At 65.0% G+C, this 14,729-nt stretch carries 14 protein-coding genes (1 of these 14 running past the window's edge); 8 read left to right on the top strand and 6 right to left on the bottom strand.

Translation table 11 applies throughout. The features are described from left to right. Positions 1 to 4 precede the first annotated feature (4 nt). Together PMI04_RS00100 and PMI04_RS00095 are read right to left on the bottom strand one after the other, a co-directional pair. Positions 5 to 1,198, bottom strand: a complete 1,194-nt coding sequence (locus tag PMI04_RS00100) for a hypothetical protein (RefSeq protein WP_007703910.1) — start codon at positions 1,196 to 1,198, stop codon at positions 5 to 7. A gap of 141 nt (positions 1,199 to 1,339) precedes the next feature. Next, positions 1,340 to 1,945, bottom strand: coding sequence for a membrane protein (locus PMI04_RS00095; RefSeq protein WP_007703908.1), 606 nt, complete (start codon positions 1,943 to 1,945; stop codon positions 1,340 to 1,342). 88 nt (positions 1,946 to 2,033) lie between these two features. Here PMI04_RS00095 and PMI04_RS00090 point away from each other — a divergent pair, with 88 nt between their 5' ends. Continuing rightward, a complete protein-coding gene (locus PMI04_RS00090; protein WP_007703906.1) occupies positions 2,034 to 3,497 on the top strand; it encodes a PLP-dependent aminotransferase family protein in 1,464 nt (487 codons plus the stop codon). A 124-nt stretch (positions 3,498 to 3,621) separates the two neighbouring features. Here the strand turns inward: PMI04_RS00090 and ppa are convergent, their stop codons facing one another. After that, positions 3,622 to 4,164: an inorganic diphosphatase gene (gene ppa / locus PMI04_RS00085; protein WP_007703904.1), complete on the bottom strand. Its 543-nt coding sequence runs from the start codon at positions 4,162 to 4,164 to the stop codon at positions 3,622 to 3,624. 37 nt (positions 4,165 to 4,201) lie between these two features. Further along, the gene (locus PMI04_RS00080) at positions 4,202 to 6,133 is read right to left on the bottom strand and encodes a M61 family metallopeptidase (protein ID WP_007703901.1); all 1,932 of its coding nucleotides are present in this window, start codon (positions 6,131 to 6,133) and stop codon (positions 4,202 to 4,204) included. A 140-nt stretch (positions 6,134 to 6,273) separates the two neighbouring features. On the opposite strand from PMI04_RS00080, the gene hisS reads away from it, so the two are divergent. From hisS to PMI04_RS00050, 6 genes are all read left to right on the top strand, one after another. Beyond that, positions 6,274 to 7,536 (top strand): histidine--tRNA ligase, encoded by a 1,263-nt coding sequence (gene hisS, locus PMI04_RS00075; RefSeq protein ID WP_007703898.1) that lies wholly within the window; start codon positions 6,274 to 6,276, stop codon positions 7,534 to 7,536. Then, entirely contained in the window at positions 7,533 to 8,627 is a 1,095-nt protein-coding gene (gene prfA / locus PMI04_RS00070; RefSeq protein WP_193378277.1) for a peptide chain release factor 1, read from the top strand. The genes hisS and prfA overlap by 4 nt, the downstream gene beginning before the upstream one ends. Next, a complete protein-coding gene (prmC, locus tag PMI04_RS00065; RefSeq protein WP_007703893.1) occupies positions 8,624 to 9,442 on the top strand; it encodes a peptide chain release factor N(5)-glutamine methyltransferase in 819 nt (272 codons plus the stop codon). Before prfA ends, prmC begins: the two co-directional genes overlap by 4 nt. 314 nt (positions 9,443 to 9,756) lie before the next feature. Next, positions 9,757 to 10,536: a DUF4167 domain-containing protein gene (locus tag PMI04_RS00060; RefSeq protein WP_007703890.1), complete on the top strand. Its 780-nt coding sequence runs from the start codon at positions 9,757 to 9,759 to the stop codon at positions 10,534 to 10,536. A 114-nt stretch (positions 10,537 to 10,650) separates the two neighbouring features. Beyond that, positions 10,651 to 12,054 (top strand): DUF4139 domain-containing protein, encoded by a 1,404-nt coding sequence (locus tag PMI04_RS00055; RefSeq protein WP_007703888.1) that lies wholly within the window; start codon positions 10,651 to 10,653, stop codon positions 12,052 to 12,054. A gap of 13 nt (positions 12,055 to 12,067) precedes the next feature. Then, positions 12,068 to 13,609: a hypothetical protein gene (locus tag PMI04_RS00050; protein WP_007703886.1), complete on the top strand. Its 1,542-nt coding sequence runs from the start codon at positions 12,068 to 12,070 to the stop codon at positions 13,607 to 13,609. Between the two features lie 5 nt (positions 13,610 to 13,614). Here the strand turns inward: PMI04_RS00050 and PMI04_RS00045 are convergent, their stop codons facing one another. Continuing rightward, positions 13,615 to 13,995, bottom strand: coding sequence for an acyl-CoA thioesterase (locus PMI04_RS00045; protein WP_007703883.1), 381 nt, complete (start codon positions 13,993 to 13,995; stop codon positions 13,615 to 13,617). Further along, entirely contained in the window at positions 13,985 to 14,284 is a 300-nt protein-coding gene (locus tag PMI04_RS00040; RefSeq protein ID WP_007703880.1) for a hypothetical protein, read from the bottom strand. The genes PMI04_RS00045 and PMI04_RS00040 overlap by 11 nt, the downstream gene beginning before the upstream one ends. 85 nt (positions 14,285 to 14,369) lie before the next feature. Here PMI04_RS00040 and PMI04_RS00035 point away from each other — a divergent pair, with 85 nt between their 5' ends. Continuing rightward, a protein-coding gene (locus tag PMI04_RS00035; RefSeq protein ID WP_007703878.1) for a CBS domain-containing protein crosses the window boundary here: on the top strand, positions 14,370 to 14,729 show its 5' portion. It continues 69 nt past the right edge of the window; the window shows 360 of its 429 coding nt (coding positions 1-360); it begins with the start codon at positions 14,370 to 14,372; the stop codon falls past the right edge of the window.

Raw genomic sequence — 14,729 nt, 5'->3', positions numbered from 1 at the left:
CCCTTCATTTGATGCCGGTGAAGACCAGCTTCTGCACGCGGCGGCCGGTATTCACCTCGGTCGCATAGATATTGCCGGCGCTGTCGGTATCAATGCTGTGCAGCCAGGTGAATTGCCCGGCCTGACGCCCGATCCGGCCGAAGGCGCCAAGGATTGTGTGGGTCTTGCGCTCCAGAACCCAGATGCGGCCGTTCATCATGTCGGCGACATAGAGATAGGTCTGGTCGGGATCGGGCGAGAAGGCGATATCGGTGACGGTGTGGGTGCCGCCGGTTTCCGGCGCGATCGCCAGGTCGCGCACGAAGGTCAGGCCGCCATCCTTCTCGCGCTTGAACAGCTGCGCGCGATTGTTGTTGCGGTCGCAGACATAGAGATGGCCGTCCTTCGTCGGCACTACGCAATGGACGATGCTGTTGAAGATGGCTGCCTTGGGATCGGCGACCCGGCTGGGATCGACGGCATGGCTCTGGTCGAACGTGCCTTGCAGCACCGGTCCGCTCGGCGGCTTGCCATAGGCGCCCCAGCGGCCCTTATAGGCGTTGCTCCTGTCGTCGAAGCCGATCACGCGGCGGTTCACATAGCCGTCGGAAATCAGCACCATGCCATCGCTGTGATTGACGTCGGAGGGGTTGCCCAGCTGGTCGGTCGCGTCATTGCCGCCGGTCTTGTCGCGCCGGCCGAAGCTGCGGATATATTTCCCCTCAGGCGTATAGTTCATGACGACATGGTCGCCCTTGCCATTGCCGCCGAACCAGACGCTGCCGGCCTTGTCGACGAAGATGCCGTGCAGGCTGGCGGGCCATTGGTTGACGCCATCGACCGTGGGGGCGCTGTCGGCGCCGCCCCAGCCGCCCAGATAGCGGCCATCCTGGGTGAAGCGCACCACCGGCGGGGCCGGCTTGCAGCAGACGGCGGTGGCGGGCGATTCGGCCAGGCCCGTGTCGGTCGCGGTCAGGCTGTGCGGGCGATGCACGACCCAGACCGAATCGTCCGGACCGACCGCAACGCCGCTGACCTGCCCCAGCAGCAGGTCATTAGGCATAGCCGGCCACGCGGCATCGACCTTGAAGCGCGGCATCTTGGTGCCGGCGGGTGCGATCTGTTCGAAGGCGAGGGGAGCGAGCGCCTGCTCCGGCGGCGCGGCGGATGCGGCGACGGCGAACGGCAGGGCAAGGGCAGCGGCGAGGAAGGCGCGCATCGGCGGGGACTCCTTGATCGTCGGGAATGGCGGAGGCGGGATCATGCCCGACTGCCCGGTCCGGTCAAGAAAGGTGCGACGCATTTTCAATGCGGAAAGGGACCGGCCGACGGGTTCCTGTCGGCCGGTCAGGGGGCAACTCTAGCCAGCGATCGCCGGGTGCTCGGGCGCTGTGATCGTGAAGAAGGGCAGGGCATGGTGGACGATCCAGCCGATCGTCGCGGCATAGACGATGGTGCCGATGCCCACCGTGCCGCCCATCATCCAGCCGATCGCCAGCACCGCGATCTCGATGCCGGTGCGCACCCATTTGACCGGCCAGCCATTGCGGCGGCACAGGCCGGTCATCAACCCGTCGCGCGGCCCCGGGCCAAGGCCGGCACCGATATAGGCGCCACCGGCAATGCCATTCAGCAAGATGCCCGCGCCCAGCCAGGCGGCACGCATCGCATAGCCTTCGGGTGTCGGTAGATAATGGAGGCTGATATCCACCGCCGTGCCGATCACCACTATGTTGCAGACCGTGCCGATCCCCGGCCGCTGCCGCAGCGGCCACCAGAGCAGCAGCACGATCGCGCCGACCAGGTTCACCGTCATGCCGAAGCTCAGCCCCAGCTTCGGCGCCAGTCCCTGGTGCAGCACGTCCCAGGGATCGAGCCCCAGATTGGCGCGCAGCATCAGCGCCATGGCAAAGCCGTAGAGCACAAGGCCCCAGAAGAGCTGGAAGAGGCGGCGGGTCATCATCATGGGCATCAGACCTAGCCAAATTGGCCTTTTACAAAAGGACCAATGGCGCGTAAGTGGCCTTCAAATCTCTCTGATTGGATTGATCGCCATGTCCACTTCCTTCCTTCGGCCCCCCTCGCTGCTGCGGTTGCTGGGCGCCTGGCGCGCCCAGGACAGCGCCGAGCCGGCCTATCGCCAATTGGCGCAGGCGCTGCGGATGCTGGTGCTGGACGGACGGATCGGCCTCAATGTCCGGTTGCCGGGCGAGCGGGAACTGGCCGCTGCGCTGGGGCTCAGCCGCACGACCATCGCCGCCGCTTTCGACCGGCTGCGCGACGAGGGCTATCTGGAAAGCCGGCAGGGGTCGGGCAGCGTCACCCGCCTGCCGCCCGGCCGGGTCGAGACCCCGACGCCCGATATCGATGGGGTGACCGGCGACAATCTGCTCAACTGGACCCATGCCGCGTTGCCGGCCGCGCCCGGCGTGGGCCTGGCCTATGCCCATGCGGTCGAGGCGCTGCCGGCCTATCTGGGCGATCTGGGTTATGATCCGCTCGGCCTGCCGGTGCTGCGCCGGGCGATCGCCGCCCATTATGAACGGCGCGGTTGCCCGACCGATCCCGACCAGATCATGATCACCAATGGCGCGCAGCAGGGTTTCTCGCTGCTGTTGCAATGGCTGGCCGGGCCGGGCGACCGGGCGGTGATCGACCATCCCACCTATCATAATGCGATCCAGGCGCTGCAGCGGGCCAATGTCGTGCCGGTGCCGGTCGGCCTGCCGGTCCATGGCTGGGATATCGATGCGATGGACGCGGCCTTCCGCCAGACCGCGCCGCGCTTCGCTTATATCATCGCCGATTTCCACAACCCCACCGGCCGCAGCATGGACCCGGCGACGCGCCGCGCGCTGGTTTCGGTGGCGATGCGCACCCACACCCCGCTGGTGGTCGACGAGACGATGGTGGCGATGGGGTTGGATGGCGCGCCGCCGCCGCCGGTTGCCTGCCATGATCCGTCCGGCCGCCATGTCATCACTTTGGGGTCGGCCAGCAAGATCTTCTGGGGTGGCCTGCGCGTCGGCTGGATTCGCGCCGATCCGCAGACCGTGGCGGCGCTCGGCCGCATCCGCACGACGATGGACATGGCCAGCCCCGTGGTCGAGCAATTGGCCGTGGCCCAGTTGATCGATGCGGACGAGGGGCTGGGGCCGCGCGCGGCGATGCTGCGCGACCGGCGCGACCATCTGCTGGCGCAGTTGGAACGGCATCTGCCGCACTGGCGGGTGGAATCGCCCGCCGGCGGCCTGTCGCTTTGGGCCGAACTGCCCCGGGCAGAGGCCAGTGCGCTCGCGGCGCTGGCGGGCAATCATGGCGTGCGCATCGCCGCCGGTCCGCGTTTCGGCGTCAATGGCGCGTTCGAACGCTTCCTGCGCCTGCCCTTCACCCTGCCGCAAGCGCAGCTCGACATGGGCGTCGCACGGCTGGTGGAGGCCGATGCCCGGCTCCACGCCCGCACCCCGCGCGGCCGCGATCCGCTGGCCCTCGCCCTGGAGGCCGATCGAGTCATCTGACCCATAGAAAAAGGGCCGCGCGGATGATCACCGCGCAGCCCTTTTCAATTGGCCTGTTTTCTAGACCATGATTCACGCTTCAGACCTTTGGCCTGAAGCGATCAAGGTCTATGCCGAAAAGGGCTCAGCCCTTCTTCTTCTCGGCCTGATAGCGCTCGATCGCTTCCAGCGTGATCTTGCGGGCGTCTTCTGCGCCGCCCCAGGTACCGATGCGCACCCACTTGGTCTTTTCCAGATCCTTATAGTGGGTGAAGAAATGCTCGATCTGCTCCATCACGATGCCGGGCAGGTCGTCCTTCTCGTCCACATTGCTGTAGTAAGGGAAGGTCTTGTTGTCGGGCACGCAGACCAGCTTCTCGTCGCCGCCGGCTTCGTCTTCCAGGTTCAGCACGGCGATCGGGCGCGCGCGCACGACCGAGCCGGGAACGAAGGGCGAGCGGGCGATGACCAGCGCGTCGAGCGGATCGCCATCGGGCGACAGCGTGTGCGGCACGAAGCCGTAATTAGCCGGATAGCGCATCGGCGTATGCAGGATGCGATCGACGAACAGCGCGCCCGACGCCTTGTCGAACTCGTACTTCACGGGTTCGCCGCCAACCGGCACCTCGATGATGACGTTCAGGCTGTTTGGCGGATCGTCGCCGACGGGGATCAGGTCAATATTCATGCATCTTCGCCTTTTACATGCGGTTGCTTGGAAATCTTCAGGTGCGCGGCTGGAGCAGCTTGTCGAGGCTGCCTTCGCCGGTACCGGTCTTTTCGAGGTGCGGATAGCGCAGGCCATCCGAATAAGCGAGGGTCACAGTGCGATAATATTTGTCCTGCTTTAGGATAAGCTGGACCGGCTTCTTGGGGTCCTTAGCCTCGGTCAGCGCCGTCTTGAATGCGTCGCCCGAATATTCATTGCCGTTCACCGCAATAATCTTCGATCCTACCGCAAGCCCGGCCTTGAACGCTGCGCTGTTCCAGATCACGGCCGAAATCTCGCCGTCATTCTTGACGATCAGGCCCGTGCCAAAACTCTGGTCGACCATCTTCTGGGCGCCCTCGGCCGCCTTGGTGATGGCGCCCGGCGTGTCGGTATAGACCAGCTTGTAACCGCCCAGGGTGAAGCCGCCCTTGGGCGTTTCCTTGGTGGGGCTGTCGACATATTTCTGGAACAGGCTGGCCCAGTCATAGGGGGCGACGCCGTTCAGCGTATCGATAACGTCCTGACGATTATAGACGACCTGACCCCAGTCGCCCGGCTTGATGCCGAAAAAGGCCTTGGCGAAATCGTCGATGCCCTTGGCACCCTTGGTCTGCTGGCGCAGGATGCCGTCGACCTCCAGCCAGATCATCAGGCCTTCATTATAATAATCCTCCGACCGCTGCCAATTGGCCCAGCCTTTGGGGCGGCGGGCCGAAATGATCGGGTCGTGGGTGGTGTCTTCCATCGGGCGCCATTCGCGGCCGCGCGTGGTGTCCAGCTTGCCCGCGATATGGGCATAGGCGTCCAGCGTCTCCTGCTTGGTGAACATGCCCGACCGCGCGCCCAGCACATAGCCCCAGAACTGGGTCTGGCCTTCATAGACCCACAGCAGATTATCCTGCATCGGCACGTCGAAATTGGGCGTCCACAGCAGGTCGGGGCGGCGGAACTTGCCGTCCCAGCTATGGGTGAACTCATGCGGCAGCAGATTGCGGTCGAGCAGCGCCTCGCCCGAATCCCACTTCTTGAAATAGCCCGGCTCGACCTGGTTCTCGGACGAGCGGTGATGCTCGAGGCCAATGCCGCCCATTTCGTCGGTGATCGACAGCAGGAAATCATAATGGTCGAAATGATAGGTGCCGAATGCGGCGCCCGCTTCGGCGACCAGCTTCTTGTGCCTGGCGATCTGGTCGGTGTTGAACACCAGTTCGTCGGCATCGTCGGCGACGATGTTCAGCGTGACGTTGTGGCCCAGATCGACGGCCTTGAAATGGGTGCCGGCAAAGACCGGCGAATCCTGCAGCGCCTCATAGTCGATCACGTCATAGGCGATGGTGTCGCCGCTACGCTTGCCACGCAGCGCGGTCGCCGCCTGCCAGCCGGCGGGATAGGTGACATTGGCCTGCACCGGGATCTGGCGGGTATAATAGCCGGCCGGGTAGAGCGAGACATCTTCCCACTGGATATTCTGCATCTTGGGCGTCACGACGACGCGGCCCTGGTTGGTCGCGGTCGCCGATAGGAACTGGAAGGATGCGACCACCTGCTTGGTGCCGGCCGGCACGTCGATCTCGAACGCATAGACGTTTAGCGGATTGCGCTTCCAACTGATCGGCTTGCCGTCGGCGGTGAAGGTGAGGCCGGTCAGCTTCTCGATCGGGCCGCGCGCGGCGTGGTTGCCCGGCAGCCATTCGGGCATCAGCAGGGTCATCGGGCCGCTCGACGCGACCGGAATGGTTTCCTTCACGCGGAAGATGCGCTGCACGGTGTCGGTGGCATCAACGTCAAGGCGGATCGTGCCGCCCGGATAGGGGACATCCTTGGGCATCGGCTTGGCGCTGTCGACGGGCAGGGCGGTCGGCTTGGAACGAATGACGTCCTGCGCCAGCAACGGGCTGGCGATCGCGGTCGAAAGGCAAAGGGCGGCAGCAAGGCTGCGGATCATGACGGTCTCCAGAAAAGGAACGGGGGCCGGACGGCCCGTCTGTCCCAAGCATGGCGGGGCGAATCGCCCGCGTCCACCCCTTATGCCGCCATAAAAAGCGCGTTTCCTTGGACCGCGATTATCGTTAAAGGCGCTGCCCCATGGCGAAGATCGAAACGCCGCGCCCGGTGCGCGGAACACAGGACATGTTGGGCGGCACGGCGGAGGCGTTTCAGGAACGCTTCGCCCATGTCGTCGCCACCTTTGACCGGGTGCGCAAACTTTATGGTTTCCAGCGGGTGGAAGTGCCCGTCTTTGAATCGACCGCCGTTTTCGCCCGATCGCTGGGCGAAAGCACCGACGTCGTGTCGAAGGAAATGTACACGTTCGAGGATCGCGGCGGTGACAGCATCACCCTGCGCCCCGAATTCACCGCCGGCATTTCGCGCGCCTATATTACCGAGGGTTGGCAGCAATATGCGCCGCTGAAGGTCGCGACCCATGGTCCGTTGTTCCGCTATGAGCGCCCGCAAAAGGGCCGGTTCCGCCAGTTCCACCAGCTTGACGCCGAAATCCTGGGCGCGGGTGAGCCGGCGGCCGACGTCGAACTGCTGGTGCTGGCCGACCAGCTGCTGCGCGAATTGGGCGTGTCGGAAGGCGTGACCCTCAACCTCAACACGCTGGGCGACGCGGAAAGCCGCGAAGCCTGGCGCGCCGCGCTGATCGCCCATTTCGAGGCGCATCGTGGCGAGCTGTCGGAAGAAAGCATCGACCGGCTGGCGAAGAACCCACTGCGCATCCTCGACAGCAAGGATCCGCGCGACCGCCCGATCGCTGATAGCGCGCCGGACATCGACGCCTATCTGACCGATGAGGCGCGCAGCTTCTTCGACAAGGTGACCAGCGGGCTCGACGCTGCCGGTGTCGCCTGGGAGCGTAATTCGCGGCTGGTGCGCGGGCTCGATTATTATCGCCACACCGCGTTCGAGTTCATCACCGACCGGCTGGGCGCGCAGGGCACGGTGCTGGGCGGCGGCCGTTATGACGGGCTCATTGAAAATCTCGGCGGTCCGTCCACCCCGGCGGTCGGCTGGGCGGCGGGGATCGAGCGGCTGGCGATGCTGATCGACCAGCCGGCGATCGACAAGCCGCAGATCGTGCTGATTCCGATGGGCGAGGCGGCCGAGGCGAAGGCGACCGGCATCATCGCCGATCTGCGCCGCGCCGGCATTGCCTGCGACATGGGCTATCGCGGCAACATGAAGAAGCGGATGCAGCGCGCCAACGCGTCGGGGGCCGCCTGGGCGATCATCCTGGGCGATGACGAATTGACACGCGGTGAAGCGGCGGTCCGTAATCTTGGCACCGGCGAGCAACAGGCGGTCGCGCTCGACGCTCTGATTGGCACGGTGACGGCGCTCTGATGCACATCTCCGCCGAACGTATCGCGCAGATCGAGGCGCGCCGGGACGAGGTGCAGGCGTCGATGACGCGCGCCGACCTCGCGCCCGATGCGTTCGTGAAGCTGTCCAAGGAATATGCCGAGATCGAGCCGGTGGCCAAGGCCGCGCATGAAGTGCGCCGGCTGCGCCAGGAGCTGCGCGCGCTCGAACAGATGGCGGGTGGCGAGGACAGCGATGCCGATCCGCTGATGCGCGAGATGGCGCAGGAGGAAATGCAGCTGCTCAAGGGGCAGTTGCCAGACGCCGAGCGCGCCCTGGCCCTGCAACTGTTGCCCAAGGACTCCGCCGATGCACGCCCGGCGATGCTGGAAATCCGCGCCGGCACCGGCGGCGACGAGGCCGCGCTGTTCGCTGGCGACCTGTTCCGCATGTATCAGCGTTATGCCGATACCCAGGGCTGGAAGATGGAGATGCTCTCCGCCAATGCCTCGGAACAGGGCGGCTTCAAGGAAGTGGTGGCCAGCATCAACGGCACCGGCGTCTTTGCCAAGCTGAAGTTCGAAAGCGGCGTCCACCGCGTCCAGCGCGTGCCGGTAACCGAAAGCGGCGGTCGCATCCACACGTCCGCGGCGACCGTGGCGATCCTGCCCGAGCCAGAGGAGGTCGACGTGCAGATCGCCGACGGCGACCTCAAGATCGACATTTATCGCGCCTCTGGTGCCGGTGGCCAGCACGTCAACACCACCGATTCCGCCGTGCGCATCACCCATTTGCCGACCGGCATCGTCGTGACGCAGCAGGATGAGCGTTCGCAGCACAAGAACAAGGCCAAGGCGATGCAGGTGCTGCGTGCTCGCATCTATGAGGCGGAACGCGAGCGGACCCAGAGCGAACAGGCCGGCGCGCGCAAGGCGATGGTCGGGTCGGGCGACCGGTCCGAACGCATCCGCACCTATAATTTCCCGCAGGGGCGTGTGACCGACCATCGCATCAACCTGACCATGCACCGCCTGCCCGAAATCCTCGAAGGGCCGGGTCTTGTCGAAGTGATCGACGCACTGGTGGCCGAGGATGAGGCCGCGCGCCTCGCCCAGCTGGACGGGGTGGCGTGAGCGTCGCCGATGCGCTGCGCGACGCCACTGTCAGCTTAGCCGCGATCAGCGACACCCCCCGGCTCGACGCAGAATTGCTGATGGCCCATGCGCTGGGCATCGGCCGCAACGACCTGTTGCTGCGCCAGTGCGATCTGTCTGTACCTGTCACTTTCGCTGTCCATGTGCAGCGGCGGCTGGCCGGCGCGCCGATCGCCCATATCCTGGGCAGCCGCGATTTCTGGACGATCAGCCTGGCCGTCACCCCCGACGTGCTGATCCCGCGCCCGGACAGCGAGACGCTGATCGAGGCGGCGGTCGATCATTTCCGCGATCGCGCGCCAGCGACCATGCTGGACCTTGGCACCGGATCGGGCGCGCTGCTGCTCGCCGCGCTCGACCAATGGCCCGATGCGCGCGGGCTGGGTATCGATGCGTCGGCCGCCGCGCTCGCGGTGGCGCAGGGCAATGCCGAACGGCTGGGTATGCAGGATCGTGTGCATTTCCAGCTGGGTGATTGGGCCGCAGGCGTGACCGGGCCATTCGACCTGCTGCTGATCAACCCGCCCTATATTGCGATCGATGCGCCGCTGGCCGGCGACGTGCTGCATGATCCCGCCAGTGCGCTGTTCGCCGGGGCCGAAGGACTGGACGATTATCGTCGTATCGCGCCGCAACTGCCCGCGCTGATCGGACCAGGCGGCATGGCCGCGATCGAGATCGGCTATGATCAGGGGAAAAGCGTGTCCGCACTGCTGCGCGCGCAGGGACTCCGCGTATCGCTGCGTCGCGACCTTGCCGGCCATGATCGCTGTCTCGTCGCGACGCCGGGTTGAAAACAAAGCTGGATTTCGTGCGGTCACAGCGAAAATTGCTTGGTTTATGGCGTGAAAGCCACTACATCATCAGCAGGAATGGCGCCATTCTTGTGTCACGGCTATGACAGGCTGTTGATAGATAAGGCGTTTTCCTGCTCCTGAAAGTCAAGACGGCGCTGCTGCGCAAGCGCCTCTGGCAGCTGATGGCATGAGTCTGAAATGGCCCATGTCCTGCGGAGCCGTATCCGGCCTGATGAGCGGGCCGTGCTTGGGGATGGCAACTGAACAGTGTTTTCAGTGGATAGAGTCACAGCGAACGCAAGGATCATGTCTTGATCAACAACCGGCAGGCCGGTCGCCGCAATCGCGGCCGGAACAATAACAACAACGGACGTCCCAATGGTGGTAATCGCGGCGGCGGCGATAATGGCAACCGTATCGACAACCGCGCCCGCGGCAATGCAGCCCAGCTTCTTGAGAAATACAAGAATATGGCGCGCGATGCCCAGATGGCCGGCGACCGTGTGAACGCTGAATATTATCTGCAGTTCGCCGATCATTATTTCCGCGTACTGGCCGACAATCGTTCGCGCCAGGAAGAGCAGCAGCAGCGCTTCCGCCGGAATGATGAGAATTTCGACGACGAGGGCGAGGACTTCGAGGGCCATGATGATGGCGCTGAAGAGGGCCGTACCGAGCAGCCAGAACGGGCCGAGCGCGATTATGACCGTCGCGAACCGCGCGGCGAGCGTCAGGACCGTGGTGAGCGTCAGGATCGCGGGGATCGTAATGATCGGGGCGACCGCAATCGTCGCGACCGTAACCGCCGTGATCGCCCGGCTGCCGAGGAAGTCGCCGAGCAGCAGCCCGTCGCTGCCGAGCCGGCCCAGCCGGTCGAAGCGGTAGCTGAGGCTGCCGCCGAAGCGCCCAAGCCGCGCCGTGGCCGCCCGCGCAAGGCTGATGCCGTCGCCGATGCGAACGAAGGACTGGATGTCAGCATCCTGCCCCCCTCGATCGCCCGGGCCGACAATGACAGCGAAGCCGAAGCGGCCGAGGAAGCGCCCCGCAAGCGCACCCGCCGTGCCCGTCCGGCGACCGAAGCCGCCGAATAAGCGCGGTTTCGCATCAACCAAATGAAAAGGGCGGCGCCGTGGGTGCCGCCCTTTTTATTTGCAAATATAGCCGCTTGGGGCAGAAGGTCTCACCATAAGGGGAGTGCAGACCTGATGAAGACTGTCCGCCTGTTGTCCGGCCTGGCCCTGCTGATGCCGGCCGTCGCCTTTTCCCAGAGCAACGCCATCGATCCCACCGGTGCCACCGCCCAGGGCGATGTTGCCGTCACCATCTATAATGGTGGCCAGTCGCTGGTGCAGGATGACCGGCAATTGAGCGTCAATACCGGCCGCAACCGCATCGAATTTCCCGATGTGTCCGCTCGCATCCGGCCCGAAACGGTCAATCTTTCCGGTCCCGGCTTCTCGATCGTCGAGCAGAATTTCGATTATGACCTGCTGTCGCCCGACAAGCTGATGGACAAGGCGGTGGGGCAGGAGGTGACGCTGGTGCGCACCAACCCCGCGACCGGTGCCGAGACCCGCGAACGTGCGAAGATCCTCGCGGCCAATGGCGGCATCGTCATGCAGATCGGCGCGCGGATCGAGGTGCTACGCGACGATGGCCTGCCGGTACGGGTGATCTTCGACCAGGTACCCCCCAATCTGCGCGCGCGGCCTACCCTGTCGGTGACGATCGAGGCGGCGCGTGGCGGCACGGTGCCGGCCCGACTGTCCTATCTGACGCCCAATCTCGGCTGGACCGCCGACTATGTCGCGCTGTTCGACGCCGCCAAGGGGGCGATGGACATGCAGGGCTGGGTCACGCTCACCAACAACACCGGTACGACCTTCACCAATGCGAAGACGATCCTGGTTGCCGGCAATCCGGCCAATGGCGGCGGACGGCGTAACTGGTGGCAATCGTCAAGTGGTGCGATCGACCAGGCCGGCACCGAAAGCGGCCCGCGCGAGCGACTGGGCGACTATTATCTCTATCCGCTGGCCGATCGCACGACGATCGCCAATGCCCAGCAGAAGCAGGTCAGCTTCCTCGACGTGAAAGGCGCGCCGGCGCGTGCCACCTACGAATATCTCAATCCCTGGATGGGCAGTTCCCCCGAGCCGATGAGCGCGTCGAGCGTACTCAAATTCTCGACGTCGAAGCAGGGCGGCCTGGGCGACCAACTGCCTGCCGGCACGATTCGCGTCTATATGCGCGACGCGCGCGGCGATCCGCAGTTCATCGGCGAGAACAGCATAGACCATACGCCGATGGGCTCCTCCATGGCACTACGCACCGGAGAGGCGTTCGACGTCAAGGTGCGCCCGACCGTCGAGCAACGCACGAAGAAGGGGGGGCAGCGTTGGGAAACACGGATGCGCTACACGCTGACCAATGCCCGCCCCGAAGCGGTGACGATTGACCTTGCCCAGCAGGGGCTGTGGGGCGACACCCGCGTCACTGCGCAAAGCCTGGAAGGCAAGCGCGTCTCCGCCGACCGGATGGAATGGAGCGTGCCGGTGCCGGCCAATGGCTCGGTCGATCTCAGCGTCACCTTCGATTCGCGCTACTGACCGGGCGGGCTCCGTGCTGCTGCGCGTCCTTGTCTTCCTTCTGATGTGCCACGGCATCGCGCCGGCTTGGGCCGGGACGATCGTGTCGGCCAAGGCCGATTCGGTTTCGGTCACCGTCTATCGCCAGCCCGGTCGCGCCAAGGGGGCGATCGATCCCCGATGGCCCGGCGGCTATGCGCTGATCAATGAAACCCGCACCATAAATCTGCCACAAGGCGAATCGGTTGTCCGGTTCGAAGGGGTCGCCGAAGGGCTGATGCCCGAAACAGCCGTCCTCTCGGGCATGCCGCAGGGCGTGCGCGAGAAGAATCGCGATGCCCGGCTGCTCTCGCCCGCTGGCCTGGTCGACGCCTATCTCAAGCGCAGCGTCACCTTGCGCCGTACCGACCGCAAGACCGGCAAGGTCAGCCAGCAGGATGCGATCATCAGCGCCGGGCCGATGGGCGGCGTCATCGTCCAGACGGCGCAAGGCTATGAGGCGCTGGGGTGCAGTGGCTTGCCCGAACGCATGCTCTATCCGCGCGTGCCGACCGACCTGTCGCCGCGTCCGACCCTGTCGGTTATCGCCACCAGCGCCCGGCCGACCCGCATCACGCTGCAACTCATCTATCTCGCCGAGGGATTCGACTGGGCCGCCAATTATGTCGCCGACATGCAGGGGGATGGTCGCCATCTCGACCTCATGGCCTGGCTGACCGTGGCCAATGGCGGCGTCACCGGCTTTGCCGATGCTCGGCTTAGCGTCATCGCCGGCCAGCCCAACAAGCAGGGGCGTAAGACGCAACCCCGCCCGACCGGCGGTCCGCTTTCGCTGCGCTGCTGGCCGATGGACATCACCAGCACGCATCCGCAGTGGGAACTGTTCCCGGTGGAAATGCCGCAGGCCGAGGCGATGATGGATTCTGCCCAGGAAATCATACTGACCGCACGCCGCGTCCCTGCGCCGATGGTGGCCGCCCCGCCCCCACCGCCGCCTCCCCCGCCGCCAGAGGATGTCGGTGACCTCAAACTTTATCGCGTGCCGGTTCTGGTGGACGTCGCGGCCAAGGGGCAGAAGCAGATCGCCCTGCTGCGCCAGCCGGATGTGCTGGTCGAACGCCTCTATGCCGCGACGGTCGATTATCGCGACGGCAATAGCCGGTCGCGGCCGATGACGCTGCGCCTGCGCTTGCAGAATCGCAAGGCGGACGGGCTTGGCCTCGCCATGCCCTCTGGCCGGGTCGCCCTGTTCGAGGAGTTTCATGGCCAGCGCCTGCTCGCGGGTGAAGCCGATATCGGGGACAAGACCGAAGGGGAGCGGGTCGATTATGACATCGCCCAGAGCGCCGATGTCCGCATCATGGCGATCCGTAGCGGCGAGTCGCAAAAGGCCCGGCGCTGGACGCTGACTTTGTCCAATGCGCGCCCGTTCGACGCGACGGCGGAAATCCTGATTCCTCATGACATCATGCCGCGCCCGACCGACATGGAACGCCGCGGCAATAGCTGGGTCTGGCGGGCCATCATCCCCGCCAATGGCGAGATCAGCTATAGCTATGACCAGAAGCTGCGCTGAATTTCTCAGTTGGCGGGAATGGGCCGTGGCCGGTGGGTCTCGTCCAGCGCGACGAAGGTGAAGACGCCGCTGGTCAGCGCGACCGTTTCCGCGCCGCCGCCGCGAGTCGCGACCACGTCTATGCGGATCGCGACCGATGTGCGGCCGCGCTTTTCCTCCTGCGCATAGACCGATACCAGATCGCCCATCAGGATCGGCGAGATGAACTTCATGCTTTCGATCGCTACCGTCGCGACCGCACCCTGGGCGATTCGTCCGGCCACGATGCCGCCGGCAATGTCCATCTGGCTCAGCACCCAGCCACCGAAGATATGGCCGTTGCTGTTGATGTCGGCCGGGCGCGGCACAACCCGCAATATCACTTCGCGATGGGAATCAGTCGTCAAGCGGCACCTCGTCCTTCAGCCGGTCCATCACCTGGTCGTCATGCCCCGTTCCGGCGGAGAGGAAGACGAGCGCCATCAAGCCCGTTCCCAGCATGAAGGTCAACCAGACCCCCAATATGGTGGCGATGATCATGTGGATCGGCATCGGCCCGGTCCATAGCCGCAAGAACAGCAAGGCCGCGCCGACGCATAGCGCACCGACCAGGGCCATCCAGAGCATGATCCGGCGGAATCGCGACCAGGCGATAGCCGCGATCCGGGGATCGTCCAGGCCCTTTTTCTCTGTCATTCTCATGCTCTCCGCCCTTTTCTTTGCGCCGCGAAAGTGGGATCATCAAGGGCAGAGACAGTAAGTCCATAAAAGGAGAGCGGCCATGACCATCGCGGCAATCTTGCAGGGCAAGGGGCGCGACGTCGTCCAGGTGCAGTCGACCGACAGCGTGTTGTCGGTGGTGACCCTGCTGGCGGATCGGCGAATCGGTTGTGTGCCGGTGGTCGATGGCGGCCGGGTGGTCGGCATCTTCTCCGAACGCGATGTCGTCTATCGTCTGGCCCAGCAAGGGGCGGAGGCCTTGAACCACACGGTCGCCGATGTGATGACCCAGCCGGCGATCACCATCGACGACCAAATGCCGGTGATTCATGCCCTGTCGTTGATGACCAAGCGGCGCATCCGTCATCTACCTGTGGTGGCGGATGGTGCGTTGATCGGCCTCGTCTCGATCGGCGATCTG

The sequence above is a fragment of the Sphingobium sp. AP49 genome (assembly GCF_000281715.2).
Taxonomy (GTDB): domain Bacteria; phylum Pseudomonadota; class Alphaproteobacteria; order Sphingomonadales; family Sphingomonadaceae; genus Sphingobium.
This window is presented reverse-complemented; position numbering and strand designations above follow the sequence as displayed.